General features: G+C 72.4%; 20 protein-coding genes. 12 read left to right on the top strand and 8 right to left on the bottom strand.

Annotated features, from left to right (window positions below; all coding sequences use genetic code 11):
• From E1291_RS43890 to E1291_RS12770, 6 genes are all read left to right on the top strand, one after another.
• A partial coding sequence (locus E1291_RS43890) for a PP2C family protein-serine/threonine phosphatase (protein ID WP_242614113.1) occupies positions 1-815 on the top strand: 815 nt, incomplete at its 5' end.
• Positions 812-2,152, top strand: coding sequence for a vWA domain-containing protein (locus tag E1291_RS12750; protein ID WP_131737982.1), 1,341 nt, complete (start codon positions 812-814; stop codon positions 2,150-2,152). The genes E1291_RS43890 and E1291_RS12750, both read left to right, overlap by 4 nt.
• Before the next feature lie 2 nt (positions 2,153-2,154).
• Positions 2,155-3,054, top strand: a complete 900-nt coding sequence (locus E1291_RS12755; protein WP_131737983.1) for an FHA domain-containing protein — start codon at positions 2,155-2,157, stop codon at positions 3,052-3,054.
• Positions 3,051-4,547 carry a GlnX family signal transduction membrane protein gene (locus E1291_RS12760; protein WP_242614114.1) on the top strand — a complete coding sequence of 499 codons (1,497 nt, stop codon included), beginning with the start codon at positions 3,051-3,053 and terminating at the stop codon, positions 4,545-4,547. Before E1291_RS12755 ends, E1291_RS12760 begins: the two co-directional genes overlap by 4 nt.
• A gap of 11 nt (positions 4,548-4,558) precedes the next feature.
• Positions 4,559-5,392 (top strand): glutamate ABC transporter substrate-binding protein, encoded by an 834-nt coding sequence (locus tag E1291_RS12765; RefSeq protein ID WP_131737984.1) that lies wholly within the window; start codon positions 4,559-4,561, stop codon positions 5,390-5,392.
• A gap of 160 nt (positions 5,393-5,552) precedes the next feature.
• Positions 5,553-6,752, top strand: a complete 1,200-nt coding sequence (locus tag E1291_RS12770; protein WP_131737985.1) for a hypothetical protein — start codon at positions 5,553-5,555, stop codon at positions 6,750-6,752.
• On the opposite strand, the gene E1291_RS12775 is transcribed toward E1291_RS12770, so the two are convergent.
• On the bottom strand, positions 6,713-7,453 hold the full coding sequence (locus E1291_RS12775) for a hypothetical protein (RefSeq protein ID WP_207400708.1): 741 nt from the start codon (positions 7,451-7,453) through the stop codon (positions 6,713-6,715). The two genes, E1291_RS12770 and E1291_RS12775, sit on opposite strands and share 40 nt — an antisense overlap.
• 191 nt (positions 7,454-7,644) lie before the next feature.
• On the opposite strand from E1291_RS12775, the gene E1291_RS12780 reads away from it, so the two are divergent.
• Both E1291_RS12780 and E1291_RS12785 read left to right on the top strand, forming a co-directional pair.
• Positions 7,645-8,151, top strand: coding sequence for a PH domain-containing protein (locus E1291_RS12780; protein WP_131738020.1), 507 nt, complete (start codon positions 7,645-7,647; stop codon positions 8,149-8,151).
• Between the two features lie 63 nt (positions 8,152-8,214).
• Positions 8,215-9,396 carry a serine hydrolase domain-containing protein gene (locus E1291_RS12785; RefSeq protein ID WP_131737986.1) on the top strand — a complete coding sequence of 394 codons (1,182 nt, stop codon included), beginning with the start codon at positions 8,215-8,217 and terminating at the stop codon, positions 9,394-9,396.
• Here the strand turns inward: E1291_RS12785 and E1291_RS12790 are convergent.
• The 5 genes from E1291_RS12790 to E1291_RS12810 form a co-directional block, all read right to left on the bottom strand.
• Complete coding sequence (locus tag E1291_RS12790; RefSeq protein WP_131737987.1) at positions 9,378-10,217, bottom strand: ABC transporter permease; 840 nt, start codon at positions 10,215-10,217, stop codon at positions 9,378-9,380. The two genes, E1291_RS12785 and E1291_RS12790, sit on opposite strands and share 19 nt — an antisense overlap.
• Positions 10,214-11,116 carry an ABC transporter permease gene (locus E1291_RS12795; RefSeq protein WP_131737988.1) on the bottom strand — a complete coding sequence of 301 codons (903 nt, stop codon included), beginning with the start codon at positions 11,114-11,116 and terminating at the stop codon, positions 10,214-10,216. The genes E1291_RS12790 and E1291_RS12795 overlap by 4 nt, the downstream gene beginning before the upstream one ends.
• Positions 11,116-12,312, bottom strand: coding sequence for a polyamine ABC transporter substrate-binding protein (locus E1291_RS12800; protein WP_131737989.1), 1,197 nt, complete (start codon positions 12,310-12,312; stop codon positions 11,116-11,118). The genes E1291_RS12795 and E1291_RS12800 overlap by 1 nt, the downstream gene beginning before the upstream one ends.
• Before the next feature lie 44 nt (positions 12,313-12,356).
• A complete protein-coding gene (locus E1291_RS12805; RefSeq protein ID WP_131737990.1) occupies positions 12,357-13,514 on the bottom strand; it encodes an ABC transporter ATP-binding protein in 1,158 nt (385 codons plus the stop codon).
• Positions 13,515-13,610: 96 nt separating this feature from the next.
• Entirely contained in the window at positions 13,611-15,035 is a 1,425-nt protein-coding gene (locus E1291_RS12810) for a gamma-aminobutyraldehyde dehydrogenase (RefSeq protein ID WP_131737991.1), read from the bottom strand.
• A 160-nt stretch (positions 15,036-15,195) separates the two neighbouring features.
• On the opposite strand from E1291_RS12810, the gene E1291_RS12815 reads away from it, so the two are divergent.
• Both E1291_RS12815 and E1291_RS12820 read left to right on the top strand, forming a co-directional pair.
• Positions 15,196-15,684 carry an Lrp/AsnC family transcriptional regulator gene (locus E1291_RS12815; RefSeq protein WP_131737992.1) on the top strand — a complete coding sequence of 163 codons (489 nt, stop codon included), beginning with the start codon at positions 15,196-15,198 and terminating at the stop codon, positions 15,682-15,684.
• An 82-nt stretch (positions 15,685-15,766) separates the two neighbouring features.
• Positions 15,767-16,015 carry a type II toxin -antitoxin system TacA 1-like antitoxin gene (locus E1291_RS12820; RefSeq protein ID WP_131737993.1) on the top strand — a complete coding sequence of 83 codons (249 nt, stop codon included), beginning with the start codon at positions 15,767-15,769 and terminating at the stop codon, positions 16,013-16,015.
• A 33-nt stretch (positions 16,016-16,048) separates the two neighbouring features.
• Here E1291_RS12820 and E1291_RS12825 read toward each other — a convergent pair whose 3' ends face one another.
• On the bottom strand, positions 16,049-16,471 hold the full coding sequence (locus E1291_RS12825) for an HIT family protein (protein ID WP_131737994.1): 423 nt from the start codon (positions 16,469-16,471) through the stop codon (positions 16,049-16,051).
• A gap of 615 nt (positions 16,472-17,086) precedes the next feature.
• Between E1291_RS12825 and E1291_RS12830 the strand changes: the two genes are divergently transcribed.
• Entirely contained in the window at positions 17,087-17,890 is an 804-nt protein-coding gene (locus tag E1291_RS12830) for an ABC transporter ATP-binding protein (protein WP_131737995.1), read from the top strand.
• A gap of 20 nt (positions 17,891-17,910) precedes the next feature.
• Positions 17,911-18,576: a hypothetical protein gene (locus tag E1291_RS12835; protein WP_131737996.1), complete on the top strand. Its 666-nt coding sequence runs from the start codon at positions 17,911-17,913 to the stop codon at positions 18,574-18,576.
• Between the two features lie 58 nt (positions 18,577-18,634).
• Here the strand turns inward: E1291_RS12835 and E1291_RS12840 are convergent, their stop codons facing one another.
• On the bottom strand, positions 18,635-19,462 hold the full coding sequence (locus E1291_RS12840) for a DUF1963 domain-containing protein (RefSeq protein ID WP_131737997.1): 828 nt from the start codon (positions 19,460-19,462) through the stop codon (positions 18,635-18,637).
• Positions 19,463-19,546 lie beyond the last annotated feature (84 nt).

Here is a 19,546-nt window from a genome sequence, read left to right on the forward strand (position 1 = left end):
AGCTCGCGGCGCTGCTGGACTCCGGCGAGCACCCGGAGGCGGCCACCCGCGCCGCGGCGCTCAAGGCCGCCGCCGCGGTCGCCGCGCTCGCCGGGTCGCCCGCCGAGGCGCCGTCGTGCACGTACGTGTCCGCGGTGACCCGCGACGGGGCGCTGACCGTCGGCTGGGTCGGCGACAGCCGGGCGTACTGGCTGGCCGCCGAACCGGGCCCGCCCGCCGGCGGCGCGGGCGACGACGGCCCCGACACGGCCGAGTTCTCCCTCGACGACCTGGACACCGGGGACGGCGGCGGCGCGGACACCGCCGACATGGCGGACACCGCCGACATGGGGGACACCGGGGACATGGGGGACACCGGGGACATGGGGGACACCGCCGACATGGGGGACACCGGGGACATGGCCGAGCTCGGGCCGTCCCGGCAGCTCACCGAGGACGACTCGTGGGCGGCGATCATGGTGGCGGAGGGCGCGCTGACCGAGGCGGAGGCGGAGGCGCATCCGAACGCGCACGTCATCACCGCCTGGCTGGGCGCGGACGCCGAGGAGGTCCGGCCGCACGTGCGGACGTTCCGGCCCTCGGTGCCCGGCACGCTGCTGGTGTGCAGCGACGGCCTGTGGAACTACTTCCCGCACGCCGCGGACCTCGCGGCGCTGCTGCCCGACCCCGCCCACGGCCCGGCGTCCGACCCGCTCGGCGCCGCGCGGACGCTGGTGCGTCACGCCCTCGACGCGGGCGGCCGCGACAACATCACGGTCGCGGTGATCCCGGTCCCGTCCCCCGTCACCCCACCGAGCCCGGAGCATGACCGATGAGCCAGCAGCCGCAATTCACGATCAAGGTCGACCAGAACAAGTTCCTGCCCGAGGGCGGCCGCGAGGTGCACGCCATCGTGTCGGTGGAGGCGGGCGCCGCGGACGGCGCGCCCGCCGTGCCCGCGGCCCCGGCGGACGCCGCCGAGGTCATCATCATCGACACCTCGGGCTCGATGTCCTACCCGGACACGAAGCTGCGGGCGGCGATCGCCGCCGCGCAGACGGCGATCGACACGCTGCGCGACGGCGTGCACTTCGCCGTGGTGTCGGGGTCCAACACCGCGTCGATGGTGTACCCGCCGCACGCGGCGCTCGTCCCGGCGAGCGACCAGACCCGCCAGCAGGCCAAGCGGGCGCTGAGCCGGCTGAAGGCGTCCGGCGGCACCGCGATCGGGTCGTGGCTGCGGCTGGCCGACCAGCTGTTCGACGCCACGCCCGGCGGGATCCGGCACGCGATCCTGCTGACCGACGGCAAGAACCAGCACGAGTCGCCGGAGGAGCTCGACGCCGTCCTGTTCCGCTGCTCGGGCCGGTTCGTCTGCGACTGCCGCGGCGTCGGCACCGACTGGGAGGTCGCCGAGCTGCGCAAGATCTCCTCCGCGCTGCTCGGCAGCGTCGACATCGTCGCCGACCCGGCGGGGCTCGTCGCCGACTTCCAGGCCATGACGCGGGCGGCGATGGGCAAGTCCGTCGCCGACGTCGCGCTGCGGGTGTGGACGCCGCAGACCTCGAAGCTGCGGTTCGTCAAGCAGGTCATGCCGTCGGTGGAGGACCTGACCGCCCGGCGCGTCGACTCGGCCGCGCAGGCCGGCGACTACCCGCTCGGCGCCTGGGGCGCGGAGAGCCGGGACTACCACATCTGCGTGGAGGTGCCGCCGGGCGAGGTCGGCAAGGAACTGCGCGCGGCGTGGGTGAAGCTCGTCGTGCCGGGCGCGCCGGGCACGGAGGCGGCCGTCCTGGCGTCGGCGAACGTGCTCGCGCAGTGGACCGACGACGAGGCGCAGTCCACCAAGATCAACGCCCGGGTGGCGCACTACACCGGCCAGGCCGAGCTCGCCGCCGTCATCCAGGAGGGCCTGCAGGCCCGCAAGGACGGCGACCTCGACACCGCGACGGCGCGGCTCGGCCGGGCCGTGGTCCTCGCCGACGAGGCGGGCAACGACGCCATCACCGCGATGCTGCGCAAGGTCGTGGACGTCGTCGACCCGGCGACCGGAACCGTCCGCCTGAAGCGCAACGTCGACAAGGCCGACGAGATGCAGCTCGACACCCGGTCGACCAAGACCGTCCGGACCCGCAAGGACGAGACCGTGACCACACGGCGGGGCGAGGGCTGAGCATGGCGACCTGTCCCGGCGGCCACGTCTCCCAGTCGGACGACTACTGCGACGTCTGCGGCGAGCGCATGGGCGGCGCGCCCGCAGGCCCGCCGTCCGGTCCGCCGTCCGGCGGGGCCGCCCCCGGCGGCTCGGGGGCGGGCCTGGCCGGTACGCAGGAGCTTCCGTCGCGGTCCATGGGCGGGACGGCGTGCCCCGACTGCGGAACACCCGCCAGCGACCGTTTCTGCGAAGCGTGCGGCTACGACTTCGCCACCGGGGGCGGCCTGCCCACCCTGCCCCCGGGACCGCCCCCCGCGCCCCCCGCGGGTCCTCCGCCCGCGGACCTGGCGTCCGCGGACCTGGCGCCCCCGACCCGCCCGTCCCAGTCGCCCGCGAGCGGGCCCTCCCGCCCGGCCGGTCATTCGAGCATCCCGGCGCGCCCCCAGAACCCGGTACCGCCGCCCGCACCGGACGGACCGGTTCCCGCACCGCCCGGCCCCGGCACCGCCGCGTGGCTGGCGGTGGTGCGGGCAGACCGCGAGTACTACAACGCCGTCATGGCCGAGGAGGGACCTGACTCGGCGTCCCTCCGCTTCCCCCCATACGCACCGGTGCGGCGGATCCCGCTCGCCGGACGCGAGATCCTCATCGGACGGCGCAGCTCCTCCCAGCCGGTCGTGCCCGACATCGACCTGCGCGAGCCCCCCGAGGACCCCGGCGTCTCCCACACCCATGCGGTCCTGCTGGCCAAGCCGGACGGCACCTGGACGTTGGTGGACCCCGGATCCACCAACCGGACCTGCGTGAACGGTTCCACCGAGCCGATCCCCTTCCACGTCGAGGTCCCCCTCTCCGAAGGCGACCGGATCCACGTCGGCGCCTGGACCACCATCACGCTCACACGAGGCGAGGCGACATGACGGCCGTACAGCAGGCGCCCGCGGCGGGGACGCCCGCTACCCCGCCCCCCGGCGCCCCCCCGGCGACGCGGTCGCCGGCCCGGCTGCGGCGCGCGCCCGCCGCCCCGCCGAAGGGTCTGCGGCGGGCGCTGCCGCGCACCGTCGCGGGACGCGTCCGGGCGTTCACCGCGCTGATCGTCGTCGTGCTCGTGGCGCTGCTCGCGGTCGTCTGGGTCGCGGTCGCCAACGCCCGCCACGGCGTGCGGGTGATCGGGCACGACGCCGGTCCGCAGGTCGTCGCGACCGGCGACCTGTACTTCCAGCTCACCGACATGGACGCCCAGCTCGCCAACGCGCTGCTCGTCGGCGGGACGGGCAGCGGGCGGGACGCGGCGCTCGCCCGCTTCGACGAGGACCGGCGGAAGGCCGGCGACGCGCTGCTCAAGGCGTCCAAGCTCGCCGACGAGTCCACCGAGAACCAGACGGCCCGCCAGCTCCTGGAGGCCCTCGGGAAGTACGAGCGGCTCGCCGGGCAGGCGCTGCTGCTCGACCAGCGGTCCGGCCACGCGCCCGGCCCGCCAGGGGACGAGGTGCTCAGGCTGTACCGCGAGGCGACCACCCTGATGAAGCTCGACCTCCAGCCCAAGGCCTACAACCTGACGCTGGACAACGGCACGCTCGTCCGGCACACCTACGAGGAGCAGCGATCGGCCGTCCTCACGGGCCGCACCTGGACCATCGTCACCGGCGCCGTGCTGCTGGTCGCCCTGGCCGGGCTGCAGCTCTTCCTGGCGGTCCGCTTCCGCAGGCTGCTCAACCCGGCGCTGGCCCTCGCCACGCTCGGCACTCTCGTCCTGCTCGTGGCGGCCACCACCATGCTGTCGGGGCAGGCCGGCCATCTCCGCACGGCCAAACAGGACGGGTTCGACTCCCTCCTCGCCCTGTCGCGCACCCGCGCCATCAGCAACAGCGCCAACGCCGACGAGACCCGGTTCCTGCTGGACCCGGGACGGGCCGACGCGTACGAGCAGGTGTATCTGAGCAAGTCCCAGACCGTCCTCTACCTTCAGGCGCACAACCTGGCCGACTACAACCAGAAGATCCAGGGGGACCTGGAGTTCCGGCCGGGGCGCCCCGTGCCCTTCCTCGGCTTCCTGGGGACGGAGGCCGAGCGTTCGTCCCGTCCGGACCAGGTGGAGGCGCTCAGGAAGGTCCTGGGCGAGTACAGGCGCTTCCAGGCAGGCGACCGCCGGTTGCGCGACCTCGTCAACGGCGGCCGGCGTTCGCAGGCGGTCGCGGCTCGCAGTGGCACCGCGGAGGATTTCACCCGCTACGACCAGGCGCTGCAGTCGCTGATCGGCATCCACCAGGCCGCGTTCGACCGGGCCGTCGACGACGGCGACGGCGGGACGAGCGGCTGGTACGCGGTCGTGCCCGTCGCGGGCGTGGTGCTCGCGTTGCTCGTGCTGGCCGGGGTCCGTCCCCGCCTGGCGGAGTACCGGTTCTCCAAGTGAACGGGGGCGGAATGCGCGGACGCGTCCCAAGGGCGGCCCTGGCGGCGGCGGCGATCCTCGCGGCGGGCGCGTGCGGCATCGCCGACGCTGGGGAACGTTCCGTCGTCGGACGGCATGAGCTGGTCATCGGGGTGAACGCCGACCAGCCCGGGCTCGCCTCGCGCACGGCGTCCGGCGGGTACGAGGGCTTCGACATCGACGTGGCCAAGACGGTCGCCCGCTATCTCAAGGTCCCCGCCGGCAAGGTGCGCTTCAAGAAGGTCACCTCGGACACGCGCAAGGACATGCTCCAGAGCGGCGCGGTGGACCTCGTCGTCGCCAGTTACTCCATCACGCCGGAGCGCAAGGTCGACGTGACGTTCGCGGGCCCCTACTACGTGGCGCACCAGGACATCCTCGTCCGGCCCTCAGAGGTCGTGCGGAGCGTGCACGACCTCAAGGGCAAGCGGCTGTGCAGGGTCAAGGGCTCGGTGTCGTTCCCGCGCGTCCACGACGAGAAGGGCGTCGCCGCGGAGCCCGCCGACGCGACCGGCTACGACGACTGCGCCGCGCGGCTCGGCGCGGGCGCGCTCGACGCCGTCTCCACCGACGACCTCATCCTCGCGGGGCTGTCCGCGCGCGCGGCTCGCGACGGCCGGGCCTTGAAGATCGTCAACGCCCCCTTCTCGGACGAGCCGTACGGCGTCGGCCTCCGCAAGGGCGACGTGAAGGGCTGCGAGGCGGTCAACCGGGCGATCACGTCGATGTACCAGGGCGGGACGGCGCGGCGGCTGCTCGGCCGGTGGTTCGGCGGGACCGGGCTCAACATCACCACGACGGTGCCGCAGTTCGAGGGCTGCGACTGAGCGCGCACCCGCGGTCACCGCGCGGGACCGGGGAGCACTCTTGAGACCGGAGGGTCACTGAGATCAGTCGGTTACGTAAGTTCCGGTCGGCGCACGTGATCGTAAGTTATGGTCGCGATCAAAACCCGAATCGGTAAGAAACGGCCGCCCGAGGAGTGCGATGACGACGGTCATCCTGGTGGTGATGTGCGTCGTGGTCGGGGCACTGGAGCTCTACGCCGGCAAGCAGAGCAGGGACCAGGCGAACGCGTTCACACGCCGGATCGAGGAGCTGAACCAGCAGGTCACCAAGCAGAACGGCGTCCTCGTCACGGTGGGCGAGCAGCTCACCGCCGAGCTGTCGCGGGTCAAGCAGGACGTGCTGCCCGCGCTGGACTCCCGGCTCCGCCAGAACACCGGCCGGGTCGAGGAGCTGGCCGGGCTCGTCCACCAGGCCGACGAGTTCCTGCGCACCCAGTCCGGCCGGCTGCACGACCTGGAGCAGCAGCGGATCACGCTCGCCGCGCTGCGCCGCAAGCTGGGCGAGGTCGAGACGTCGGTGCGCGCGGCCACCGGAGCGGGCGCCGCCGCCGTCGAGGGACGCGTCGACACCGCGCTGGATCGGCTCGCCGACCTCGAACGCGGCGGCGCGGAGATCCTCGAGCTGCAGCGCACGCTGACCCGGACCCTGGAGGACGTCGAGGACGTCGTCACCGAGCTCCTGCAGTTCACCGAGAGCGGGCTGGACGACTCGGTGACGGCCGCGCTCACGGGCCGCCCCCGCACCGACGCGTCCGCCGCCGTCACCACGACGGGACGGCTGTGGACGCGCGACGACCAGCTCCAGGACATCCTCGCCGACATGTACGAGCGATGCGTGCGCGCGAACCGGCTCGGCGTCCGCTTCCGCACCGCGGAGGGCACCGACGGCCAGGCCCCCGACGCGCCCGGGCGGCGCCGCTACTTCCTCGGCGGGCAGGCCGCCGACGACCTCGCGGGCGCGTTCAGCGCCCTGCTGATCTCCACGGGCGCCGACCTCCCCCACAACGGCCTCACCCAGAACGGCGGGCGCCGCGGGCTGGCCAGGGTCGAGCCGGGCGTCCCCGCCGGCGTGGAGCCGCCCCGTCCCCCAGAGGACGAGGCGGCGCTGAAGGCGCTGCTGCGGACGCTGTTCGAGAGCTCGGGCGCGGTCGCGCAGATCGGCCCGCTGCTGGCCGTCCGTACGCGCGACGAGCTGGTCTGCGCGGTGCTGACCGCGGCGCAGTCCCTGGAGCTGGAGAGCGACGAGGTGTTCTGGGACCCGGCCGCCGCCGCCGACCGGCTGCGGCGGCTGCCCGCCCATCAGCTGTGGGACCTCACCGCCTGGGCCTCGACCGCGTAGGCGCCCGTGGAGGCGCCGCCCGGGTATGCGTCGTCCGGGTGGGCGCCGTCCGTCCCGTAGACCCGGACGCTCCGCTCGGCGGGGCCGCCGAGGCGCATGTACAGCGGGCACCGCACGGCGCGCGTGACGGGCTCCACCTCGACGCAGAGCCCCGCGCCCGCCGCGCGGTCGAGGAAGACGACGTTCTCCACCGCCCGCGCCCCGCGGACCGCGTAGGGCACCGAGTCGGCGTCGGCGGTGTCGTACAGCTCCTCGAAGGTCAGCCGGCGCGCGAACCGCATCAGCGCCGCCGCGGTCACCAGCCGGCTCCCGACGGCCGCCGCGGGGCCCGCGACGACGATGCCGAAGCTCGGGTTCTCCCTGCCCCGCACGTAGATCTCACGGTCGGGCTCCAGCCCCCGCCGCCGCTCGGGCACCTGCAGCCCGAACCCGGCGCCGCCGTCCAGGAACGCGGGCGGCCCGAACCCGGGCGCCGCGCCGCCGGGCACGGCGGACACCGGGACGGCCCCCGAGGGCGTCTCCCAGCCGGGCAGGTAGATGGCCAGGCCCCGCAGCAGCAGCCGCCAGACCGGCCGCCCGGTCACGTCGGGGACCGGCGCGCCCCACGCGCCCGGCCCGCTCCGGGGGTCGGCACGCGGGCCGGCGGCCCCGCCCGCGGAACCGCCCCATGCTCCTTCGCCCGGATCACGCACGCCGTCCATGCGGAACATCATCAGCCGCCGATCCACCGCGCACAAGGCCGCCGGCGCGGGCGTCGCGGACCGCCATGCCTAACCCCGCGGACCCTGCGGCGGCGCCGCGCGTTCGGCTACCTTTGAACCCGCCGGATCATCACGAGCCGGATCATGACGGACCGCATCATGACGAGGACGCCGCCGTGAATCTGCAGGACATGATGGTCTACCGCGACGACACCGGTGCGCGGACGGTCGACCGGTACCTGATGCCCTACGAGGGCCGGGTCATCGCCGTCCGGCGGCACCCCGCCGTCCTGATGGTGCCGGTGGGGGCCGTGGTCGGCGGCCTCATCGTGTGCGTCGCCGCCGGGGTGATCTCGGGCCTGCTGTGGGTGTGGTGGCTGTGGCTGGCGTCCCTGGGCTACCTGGTCTGGAAGGCCGTCGCCTGGTCCCTGGAGTTCTTCCTGGTCACCGAGCACCGGGTGATGCTGGTCAGCGGCGTCCTCAACCGCAACGTCGCGATGATGCCGCTGGCGAAGGTCACCGACATCGCGCTGGAGCGCTCCGTCGCCGGGCGGATGCTCGGCTACGGCGAGTTCGTCATGGAGTCGGCCGGGCAGAAGCAGGCGCTCCGCAACGTCGGGTTCATGCCGTACCCGGAGCAGCTCTACCTGGAGGTCTCGTCGGTGATCTTCGGCGTGACCGACTGGTCGCCGGACTGACCCGGCGATGACTTCCGCCGCGCCGCCGGGTCTCCACTTCCGTAACCCGATCGGAGTACCGACATGACCTTTTCCAAGGCGCGGCTCCATCGCCTGCGCGAGACCATGGCCGCGCACGTGGAGCGGGACGCGGTGCCGGGCGTCGTCACGGTCCTGTCCCGGCACGGCGAGACCCACGTCGAGGCGATCGGCGCGGCCACGCTGAGCGGCACCGCGATGCGCGCCGACACGATCTTCCGGATCTCCTCGATGACCAAGCCCGTCGTGGCCGTGGCGGCGCTGACGCTCGTCGAGGAGTGCAGGCTGCGGCTGGACGACCCGGTGGACGCCCTCCTGCCCGAGCTGGCGTCCCGGCGCGTCCTGCGCCGTATCGACGGCCCGCTGGACGACACCGTCCCCGCGGCGCGCTCCATCACGGTCCGGGACCTGCTCGACTTCCGCTGCGGCCTCGGCGTGGCGATGGACCTCTCCACCTTCGGGACGCCGTTCGACGCCGCCGTGCGCGAGATGGACATCATGGGCTTCGGCCCCCCGCGTCCGGATGCGCCCCACACCCCGGACGAGTGGCTGCATCTTGTCGGAACACTCCCGCTCCAGGCCCAGCCGGGCGAACGGTGGCTCTACACCACCGGCTCCACCATCCTCGGGATCCTGCTGGAGCGCGTCACCGGGCGTCCCCTGGAACAGTTCCTGCGCGAACGCCTCTTCGAGCCGCTGGGCATGCGCGACACGGGCTTCTCGGTGCCGCCGCCCGCGCGGGCCCGCCTCGCCGACGCCTGCTCGATGGACGACCAGGACGGCGGGCTCACCCTCTACGACGGCGCCGACGGCCGGTGGAGCCGGCCGCCCGCCCTCCCCGACGGTGCCGCCGGGCTCGTCTCGACCGCCGCCGACTACCTCGCGTTCGCGCGGATGCTCCACTCGGGCGGCGTCCACGACGGCGAGCGGGTGCTGTCGCGTCCGGCGGTCGAGCTGATGACCACCGACCAGCTCGGCGCCGGGCAGCACGCCGCCGCGCTCGGCGCCGCCCGCGGCTGGGGGCTCGGCGTCTCGGTCGTGCTGCGCCGCGACGAGCTGTACGCGACGCCGGGCCGGTACGGGTGGGACGGCGGCCTCGGCACCACCTGGGCGAACGACCCCGCCGAGGATCTGGTCGCGATCCTGCTGACCCAGCGGCCGATGCACCCGGCGCGCTCTCCGCTGCACGCCGACTTCTGGAACTCGGTCTACCAGGCCCTGGAGTGATCCGGCGCGCGGGCGCCGCGCCGCGCCGTCACCGCGGTGACCACCGCTCCGACCGCGAAGATCAGCGTGCCCAGCACGTTGACCTGCGGCGGCGTGCCCGTCCGCGTCGAGCCGTAGACCCACAGCGGGAAGGTGACCGTCGCGCCGCTCGTGAAGCCGGTGATGACGAAGTCGTCGATCGACAGCACGAACGCCAGCAACGCCCCGGCGACCACGCCCGGCATGATCATCGGCAGGGTCACCAGCCGGAACCGCGTCCACGGCCCGGCCCCGAGATCCCGCGCCGCCTCCTCCACCGCCGGATCCAGCCCCACCACGCGGGCGCGCACCGTCACCGCGACGAACGCGATGGAGAACATCACGTGCGCGAGCAGGATCGTCAGATAGCCGCGCGGCAGGCCGAACGTCACGAACATCGACAGCAGCGAGGCGCCCATCACGACCTCCGGGCAGGAGATCGCCATGAGCAGCAGGAGGCCGGTCGCGCCCCCGCCGCGGAACCGGTACCGGCCGAGCGCGAGGCCCGCGAGCGTTCCCGCGACCGTGCTGAGCAGCGTGCTCAGCAGTGCGATCGTCAGCGAGTTCACCACCGCCGTGACGAGGTCGTCCTTGTCGAGCAGGTGGGCGTACCACCTGAGGGTGAACCCCTCCCAGCGGTAGTTCTGCTTACCGTGCACGTCGTTGAACCCGAACGCGATCATGATCGCGACGGGCAGTATCAGCCAGCCGATCAGCAGCAGCGTGTAGGCGTGCAGGCCGTCGACGCGGCGTCGGCGGGGCGTCCCCCGCCGGGCGGGCGCCGGCCTCGTGCGCGTCGTCATCGTCCGGCCGCCTCCAGGACGTTCCGGGTGCCGAGCGCTCGCGCGTACGCGAAGACGCCGAGCAGCAGGATCGCCATCAGCGCGAACGACAGCGCCGAGGCGACCGGGTAGGCGCCGTTGTCGAAGTACTCCGACTGGATCACGTTGCCGATCATCGTGTCGCCCGGCCCGCCCAGCACCTCGGCGTTGACGTAGTCCGCCGACGCCGGGACGAACGTCAGGATCACGCCGGCGAACACCCCGGGCAGCGACAGCGGCAGCACGACACGCGCGAACGCCCCCGCGCGGCCGGCGTACAAGTCCCGCGCCGCCTCCACGACCCGCGGATCGATCCGCTCCAGCGCCACGTAGATCGGCAGGGCCATGAACGGCAGGAAGTTGTAGGTCAGCCCGGACACCACCGCGAAGCCGGTGTCCAGCACATGGAATCCCGGCGGCAGGATCCCGTGGCCGCGCAGCGGGCCGAGGACGGGCCCGTCGTCGGTCAGCACCAGCTTCCACGACACCGTCCGCAGGACGAACGACACGAAGTACGGGAGCAGGAGCAGCATCAGGTACGCCGTCTTCCCGCGGCCCCCGCGGAACGCGATCCAGTACGCCGCAGGATAGGAGAGCACGGCGCACGCGACCGTCGCGAGCAGCCCGTACCAGAGCGACCGGACGAACTGGTCGCCGTAGGTGTGCAGCCCGTCGGTGTAGTTCCGCCAGTGGAAGGTCTGCCGGAACCCGTCGACGAGGTCGCCCGTCTGGAGCGACAACGACACCATCGCGACCATCGGGACCACGAAGAACACCAGCAGCCACAGCCCGGCCGGCAGGACCATCAGGTAGGGCGCGAGCGCGCCGCGTACCCGCCCGGCGGACCCGCGCTCCCCGGTGCGACCTGCGGAGTCCGCCATCACGACCCCTTGGCGATCGGCTCGAAGGTCCTCTGGTAGCGGACCTCCTCGGCCTGCGTCAGCCGCCGGTAGTGCCGCAGCCGGGCCAGATCGCCCTCCGAGGGGAAGACCAGCGGGCTGGTGCTCAGCCGCGTCAGGTCCGCCCGGGCCTCGCCGGTCGCCCTCGCCGCGTCCGCCACGATGATCTGCCTGGTCGCCGGAACGGGCGTGATGTAGTTGACGAACTCGGTGAGCGGCGCGTTGTTCGCGGGGACGTACAGCCAGTTCATGAGCGTCAGCGCGTCCACCGGGTTCTCGGCCGTCCTCGGGATGCAGAGGTTGTCGGTCCAGAGAGTGCCGCCCTCCCTCGGCACCACGAACCGCACGTCCGGGCCGGCGAGGCTGTACACGTCGCCCGACCACGCCATCGTCAGCCACACCTCGCCCTTGCTGACGGCGTCGACGTAGTCCTGCGTGTAGTACTTGCGGACGATCCCGCGGTCCCGCTGCTCGCGCAGCCTCGCCGCGGCCCTGTCCCAGTCGGCCGGGGTCGACCTCTCCGGGTCGACGCCGATCAGGAACATCCCGAAGCTGCCGAGTTCCTGCGAGTCGCCCATCATGCCGACCCGGCCCTTGTACTTCGGGTCGAACAGCTGCGCGATGCTGGTGATCTCCTCCTTCACGTACTTCGTGTTGTAGGCGATTCCCGTGATGCCCGACTCGTAGGGGACCGTGAACGCGTTGCCGGGGTCGTAGGACGGGTTCCTGAACGCCGCGCCGGCGTGCGCGGCGACGTTCGGCAGCCGGGACCGGTCCAGCGGCGCCAGATAGCCCAGCCGGCGGCACTTCTCCAGCTGGATGCCGTTCGTCATCACCATCAGGTCGAAGCCGATCGACTGGCCCGCCGCCAGCGGCGCCTGGATCTTGCCGAACCAGGGGCCGGTCTCCTGGATGACCTCCTTGTAGGAGACCGTGATGCCCGTCTCCTTCTCGAACGCCTTGATGGTCCGGTGGTCGTCCTGCATGTACCCGGGCCAGTTCGCCCAGCTCAGCTCGCCCGTCCCGGACCTGCCCGACCAGAACTCCCGCACGTCGTCCCGGCCGGCCTCCGCCCTTCTCCCCTGTCCCTTCACACCGCACGCCGACAGCGCGGCCGCGGCGCCCGCTGCGCCCAGCAGCCGCAGCGCGTCCCGCCGCGCGAGGGTGGAGCGTGCCATCCGCGGCCGCGTGAGACCGCGCGAGAACGCGGGATCGACCCCGCTCACCGAGGGGCTCCAATGGCGTAGGAGTGAAGCGGATCCCACGACAGCCACACGCCGTCCCCGCGGGCGGCGGCATCGTCGGCGGACGTGGCGTTCTGCTGGAACACGACCATGTCGGCGCCCGCGGACGTGGTCACGTTGTAGCTGGTCGAGGTGCCCAGGTAGACGACCTCGGTGACGGTCCCGCGGACACCGCACAGGCCGTCCGCCGGCTCGTCCGCCCCGATCCCGATCTTCTCCGGGCGGATGGTCAGCTCCAGCCGCTCCCCCACCGCGACCCGCAGCCCGTCCCGGACCGGCACCTCCACGCGCCCGTCCGGGCCGAAGGACAGCGCCGCCCGGCTCCCCCCGCCGGTGACCTCGCCGACCTCCCCGGCCAGCAGGTTCGACGTCCCGATGAACCCGGCCACGAACCGCGTCGCCGGACGCTCGTAGATCTCCCTCGGCGTGCCGAGCTGCTCGATCAGCCCCTCGTTCATGACCGCGATCCGGTCCGACATGGTGAGCGCCTCGTCCTGGTCGTGCGTCACGTACAGGAACGTGATGCCGACCTCACGCTGGATCCGCTTCAGTTCCACCTGCATGGACTGGCGGAGCTTCAGGTCCAGCGCACCGAGCGGCTCGTCCAGCAGAAGCGCGCGGGGGCGGTTGACCAGCGCGCGCGCCAGCGCCACACGCTGCTGCTGCCCACCCGACAGCTCCGACGGACGGCGCCGCTCCCGTCCCGCCAGGTCGACGAGATCCAGCATCGCTCCCGTCCGCGCCCGGATCTCACCTTTGGGGACGCCGCGGCGGCGCAGCCCGAACGCGACGTTCTCGAACACGCTCATATGCGGGAACAGCGCGTACGACTGGAACACCGTGTTGACGTCCCGCCGGTTCGGCGGGACCCCGGTGACGCCGCGTCCGTGCAGGCGGACCTCGCCGGCCGTCGGCTCCTCGAAACCGGCGATCATCCGCAGCGTCGTGGTCTTGCCGCAGCCCGAAGGGCCGAGCAGGGAGAAGAACTCCCCCTGCCCGACCTCCAGATCGACGCCGCGGACCGCGGCGACGTGCTCGCCATGGACGCGGAACGCCTTCTCCACTCCGGCGAGCTCGATGGCGGGAACCGCACGACCGGGGTCGTCGCGCGCGGGAGCGGGCTGGGTCTCGGTCATGGCAGGGGGTTCCTTCACGGGTCGGTGCGGCCCATGACCGCGCGGTCGGTCACTCCGGGGGACGCCACCCGCCCCGGCCGCGCCGGCGCTCGGCGGTCAGCCGCCGATGTAGTGCATGACGTGCTTGACGCGGGTGTAGTCCTCAAGTCCGTACATCGACAGGTCCTTGCCGTAGCCGGAGTGCTTGAAGCCGCCGTGCGGCATCTCCGACACCAGTGGGATATGGGTGTTGACCCACACGGCGCCGAAGTCGAGGGCCTTGCTCATCCGCATGGCCCGTCCGTGGTCGCGGGTCCACACGCTCGCGGCCAAACCGTACCTGACACCGTTCGCCCAGGCCACGGCCTGCTGCTCGTCCGAGAACCGCTGGACCGTGATGACCGGGCCGAACACCTCGTCCTGGACCAGCTCGTCGTCCTGGCGAAGCCCTCCGACGACCGTCGGCGCGAAGAAGTAGCCACGGTCACCGATCCGCTCACCGCCCGCGAGGACCTCCGCATGCCCCGGCACGCGCTCCACGAACCCCTGCACGCGCTCAAGCTGCCCCGCGCTGTTCACGGGACCGTAGAAGGCGTCCGTGTCGCTCGGAGGCCCGACCGCGGTTCCCTTGGCCGCCTCCGCCAAGGCGGCGGTGAAGTCGTCGTGCAACCGGTCCGCCACCAGCACGCGGGTGGCCGCCGTGCAGTCCTGGCCGGCGTTGAAGTACCCGGCCTCGGCGATGCTCGCCGCCGCGGACTCCACGTCCGCGTCGTCGAACACGACGACCGGCGCCTTGCCGCCCAGCTCCAGGTGCACCCGCTTGAGGTCCCTCGCCGCCGAGGCGGCGACCTCCATCCCCGCGCGCACGCTGCCGGTGATGGACACCATCTGCGGCACCGGATGCTCCACGAGCGCGCGGCCCGTGTCCCGGTCACCGCACACCACGTTGAACACGCCCGCCGGAAGGAACTCCGCCGCGATCTCCGCCAGCAGCAGCGTGCTGACCGGGGTCGTCTCGGACGGCTTGAGCACCACCGTGTTCCCAGCCGCCAGCGCGGGGCCGATCTTCCAGCCCGCCATCATCATGGGGTAGTTCCAGGGCGTCACCTGGGCGCACACCCCGATCGGCTCCCGCCTGATCGAGGACGTGTGGTCCGCCATGTACTCCCCGGTGGCCTTCCCCTCCAGCACCCGGGACGCCCCGGCGAAGAAGCGGAGGTTGTCCACCATCGGCGGCACCTCCTCCTCCAGGGTCAGCTGGATCGGCTTGCCGGTGTCGCGGCTCTCCGCCTCGACCAGCTCGCCCGCACGCGCCTCCACGGCGTCGGCGAACCGCAGCATCGCCAGGCTCCGCTCCCGCGGCGTGGCGTCACGCCAGGCGGGGAACGCGTCCGCGGCCGCCTGGAAGGCGGCGTCGACGTCACCGGCGCCCGACACCGGCGCCAGCGCGTACGGCTCGCCGGTACTCGGGTCGACCACCTCCTGGGTTCGCCCGTCCTTGGCGTCCACGTACTCGCCGCCGATAAAGTTGCGCAGCCGCATCCTCGACCCTCCCTGGGCACCTTTGCCCGCCGTGTCCTGATGGCCCGACCCTGACAGAGGATCAGGCCCAATACAAGTGATTCCGTTCTTACGATCAAGTTTCACGACTGATTCACTTGAACCGACCGCTTGCACCCCTGTCGCACCGAGGAGGCCAACGATGCCGGGACAGCCGCCCGCCCGCCGGGGCTCGGCCCGCCCCGCCGTCCCGCTCGACGAGACCGCCAGGCAGATCATCGAGCAGCTCCAGCAGGACGGGCGGCGCTCCTACGCGGCCATCGGCAAGGCCGTCGGCCTCTCCGAGGCCGCCGTCCGCCAGCGCGTCCAGCGGCTCCTCGACTCCGGCGTCATGCAGATCGTCGGCGTCACCGACCCCCTCATGCTCGGCTTCTCCCGGCGGCTGATGGTCGGCGTCAGGTGCGAGGGCGACCTGGAGCGGATCGCCGACGAGCTCGCCGCCGTCGACGAGATCGACTACGTCGTCATCACCGCCGGCTCCTTCGACGTCCTCCTCGAACTGGTCTGCGAGGACGACGAACGCCTCCTGGAACTGCTCGGCCGCATCCGCGCCGTCCCCGGCGTCGTCTCCACCGAGAGCTTCGTCTATCTCAAGTCACGCAAACAGACCTACTCCTGGGGCGGCCGCTGAACCGAGTTCTCGTCCTAAATGGGGATGCCCGAGCCGCTTCTCCCGGCGTACGTTGAAATGCCGTAAGGAAGGAGACCGGCCCATGCCCGAGTCGGTTCGCCAGGGCCTTCCCGCCGACGACCACATCGTCCTCCGCACTTCTCCCGAACAGCACCGCGCGCTCCTCAGGGCCGCCGACCTCATCGGCTGGACGCTCCACGACTACGTCCTGTCCGCCGCTCTGGACCGTGCCGAGCGCGACCTGCACGAACACGCCGCGTCCCAGGAGCCCCCGCCCCCGGAACCCCAGACCCCGGAACCCTTCGTCGCCGTGATAGCGGCCCTCACCTGACGCACCGGACACGACGCCGCGCACGGCCCGCGTTCAGCCCCGCCCGCCGGAGGCGTCCGCGAGCCGTGCCGCGATCCCGGCCGCCTCGGCGTCGGACTCGTACTTCTGCCGCGGCCAGAAAAATCCGCGCAGACCGTCCTTCCGGTTCCGCGGCACGATGTGAACGTGGAGGTGCGGCACGCTCTGGCTGACGCGATTGTTCATGGCCACGAACGACCCCGCCGCCCCGAGCACCGACTCCATCGCCCCCGAGAGCCTTTGCGCGTGCCCGAAGAACGTCCCGAGCGACTCTCCCGGCAGATCCGTGAGCGTCTCATAGTGCGTCCGCGGAACCAGCAGGGTGTGCCCCTTGAACAGGGGCCGCATATCGAGAAAGGCGAACACATCCCCCTCGTCCAGCACGACGTGCGCAGGCCGCTCACCCTTGACGATCTCGCAGAACACACAACTCTTCACGCCCTCACCTCATCCTCCATTCTTCCGACCCCCCCCCCCCGGCCACAACCCACCGCCACCCCCGGCCCCAGCCCCAGTTCTGGCCCACACCACCCCACACCTCCCCTTTCGCCGCAGCCCACCCGTCCCCTTTTCAGCCCGCCCCTTCCAGGTCCGGCGCTCCCCGCTCAATCCACGCACCCGAATTCCCGGCCACACCGCCTCCACTCCAAACGCACCGCCTCCAAACCACTCGCCCCCCACACCGCGAACAACACTCAGCACGCACACACACCCCGCACTCCCCGCCCAACACCTCCAGGTCGCCGCCAGCACCTGCCCACACACCGTGCGCGACCCCACGCGATGCTCCAAGACACACGGCCCCGGCTCTCCCCCACCACCCCCCAACTCCGATATTCCTCGTGCAGGCACACGGCTTGGTCCTGAGCCACGACGTCCTGCCTGCGTGTACGCGTCCCTGGCCGGCAGCCGATCAATGTGGACAGTGGCAACCCGAGCAGGGTGCCGAGCATCGGTGCGTTCGAGCTCCCCGGCCCAGTGCTTCGGGGCGGTTACGCGTGGCTCGCAGGCCTAACGGGCGCCTTACGCTGCGATCGTTAGCGTCCGGGGACTATGCGGCTTGAGAGCGTCGCCTTCAGGTATCACCGGAACGATCCCTGGGTTCTCAGGGATGTCACGCTGTCCCTCCCGCCAGGACAGGTCTTCGAGGTGACCGGGCGCAACGGTGCGGGGAAGTCCACCTTGCTCCGGCTGATCGCGGGGCTGCGGAAACCGCGCAAGGGAGTCGTCAGCGACCGGCCCGAGCGGGTCGGTTACGCGCCCGAGCGCTTTCCCGTGGATCAGCCGTTCGCTGTCCGCGCGTACCTGACGCACATGGCCGCCATCCGCAAGGTCTCCGCCGACGCGGTGGACACCTGGGCCGAGCGTCTCGGATTCGGGCACCTCCTCGATGTGCGGCTTCCCGAGCTGTCCAAGGGCAGCGCTCAGAAGATCGGGCTCGCGCAGGCTCTGATGGACGACCCCGGCCTGCTCATCCTCGACGAGCCGTTCGCCGGTCTGGACGCGGCCACCCGGGACGCGCTTCCCGGCCTGATCGGCGAGCTCGCCTCCGCCGGCACGACCGTGGTGGTCAGCGACCACCAGCGCTGTATTGAGGCCCTTCCGGGCGTCGACCGGCTGCGCGTGGCCGAGGGGACGGTGCGCCGTCTCGCCCCGGAGGACATGGCGGAGCCCACCAAGGGCGACGCGACGGCCGCCATGAAGGGCGACGAGGGCGATGCGACGGTCGGCATGACGGGCGACGCGAACGACGCGCCTTGGACCGTGCTCGAGATCGTGGTGCGGGAGGACGAGGCCGAGACCGTGAAAACCAAACTCCGCGCCGACGGCTACCAGGTACGGAGGCCCGCACAGTGATCGCCCTAGCCCGCTTCCAAATGACCGGTTACATGCGCTCCCTGCGCCTCCTGCACCCCCTCATCGTGGTGGCGCTCATCGTGGCGCTCGTCCTCCTGCAGGGCCCGAGCGGGTCCGAGGCGGGCAAGCTGGCCGTGGGGACGCTCGGGGACGTGGCGGCGTTCATGTTCCCGGTCTGGGCGTGGGCGGCGCGCGCGCTGCTCGACACGCAGCCCGACGAGCAGCGCGCGCTGTCGTCCACGGCCGTGCGCCGCGCGTCCGTACCGGCATGGGCGGGGCTGCTGGCCGCGTACTGCGTGAACCTGTGCCTGGGCGTCCTCGCATTGGCGGTCCCTCTCCTTCAGGCGTTCGCGGCGGAGTCGCCCGGCCGGGCGATCCTGACGGGGGTGGCGCTGTGCCCGCTGGTGGCCGTCGCCGGGACGCTGCTGGGCGCGTGGACCAGCCGGGCCGTCCTGCCGGACCCCGGGGTGTCGCTGCTGGCCCTGCTCGGCGGTGCGGTCGCGCTCCTCCTGCTCGGCATGGGACGGCTCTCGCCGCTCTCCGTGCCGATGATCGGCTGGATCCGGTCCGCCCATGACGGCCCCGGCAGGTTCGTCTCGGACTTCCCCGCCATCGCCCTCCATCTGGCCCTGTGGTCACTGGTGGTCGGCGCCGGGTACGTCCTTCACCACCGCACCCGGCACTGACCCCCATGGCGAACGGACGCCGAGCCGTCGTCGCGGCCGATGCCGTGCCGGTGCCCCGTCAGGTCGCCTGGACGGTCAGCCAACTCTGCTCCAGGGGGTCGCGCTCGCGGGCGCAGAAGTAGACGCGGCCCGGGTCGCCCCAGTGCCAGCCGAGGCGCTTGTCGGAATCGAGTTGCAGTAAGAGGCGCCACTCGTCCACGGCGGCCTGCTCATCCGCGGACAGGTGGACGTCGTCAAGGGATTCGAGCGTGCGACCGGACGAGGCGTACAGGCAGTCGGGGCCGACCGGGCGCTGAACGAGGGCCGGCCAGCCGCCCAGCTGGTGGACGGGAGCGTCGTCCGGCCAGGCGTGCTGGGACCAGGCCGCGTGGAGCTGCTCGTACACCTGCAGGAAGCCGCTGTAGGTCAGCTCCAGCCGCCGGGCCACCGGCTCCTGGGGCGAGGGCAGGGACAGGAACGGCGCCACTCCCAGTCGGCATCGCGGGAAAGGCGACGCACCGGGCGGGGCCTCCGCGGGCTCCAGGTAGCCGGTGAAGACGCGCCAGCCGTCCCGCTGGGCCGCCTCGTCGCCCCACGGACGCGGCGCCTCACTGGCGTAGTAGAACGCGGCCTTTCCGGCGGTGGGCAGGCCGGGGATCTCGCCCAGCGAGGCGAGACCGGCGAAGTCGATCGCGCCGAGGAAGTCGAGCGGGCGTCCCTTCCACAGTGGCCAGGCTCTGCCGGGCGGGAGCAGCGGCGTGCCGCCGAGATGGACGCTGACGTCTCCCTCGGCGCCGAGCCGGAGCGCGGGTCTGGTCAGGGGCAGCAGCGCGGCGGTGACCTCGGGCGCGAAGAAGAGGCCGAAGAGGGAGCGCAGCCGCCGAAGCTGCGCGGCGAAGTGATCCATGTCACGTAGCGTCGCGCGCTCGGGGGCTCCGCGCCAACCCCTCCGCGAGAATGTGGATAACTTCGTTGCCGACGTCCGGCCACC

The sequence above is a fragment of the Actinomadura roseirufa genome (assembly GCF_900659635.1).
Classification (GTDB): domain Bacteria; phylum Actinomycetota; class Actinomycetes; order Streptosporangiales; family Streptosporangiaceae; genus Spirillospora; species Spirillospora roseirufa.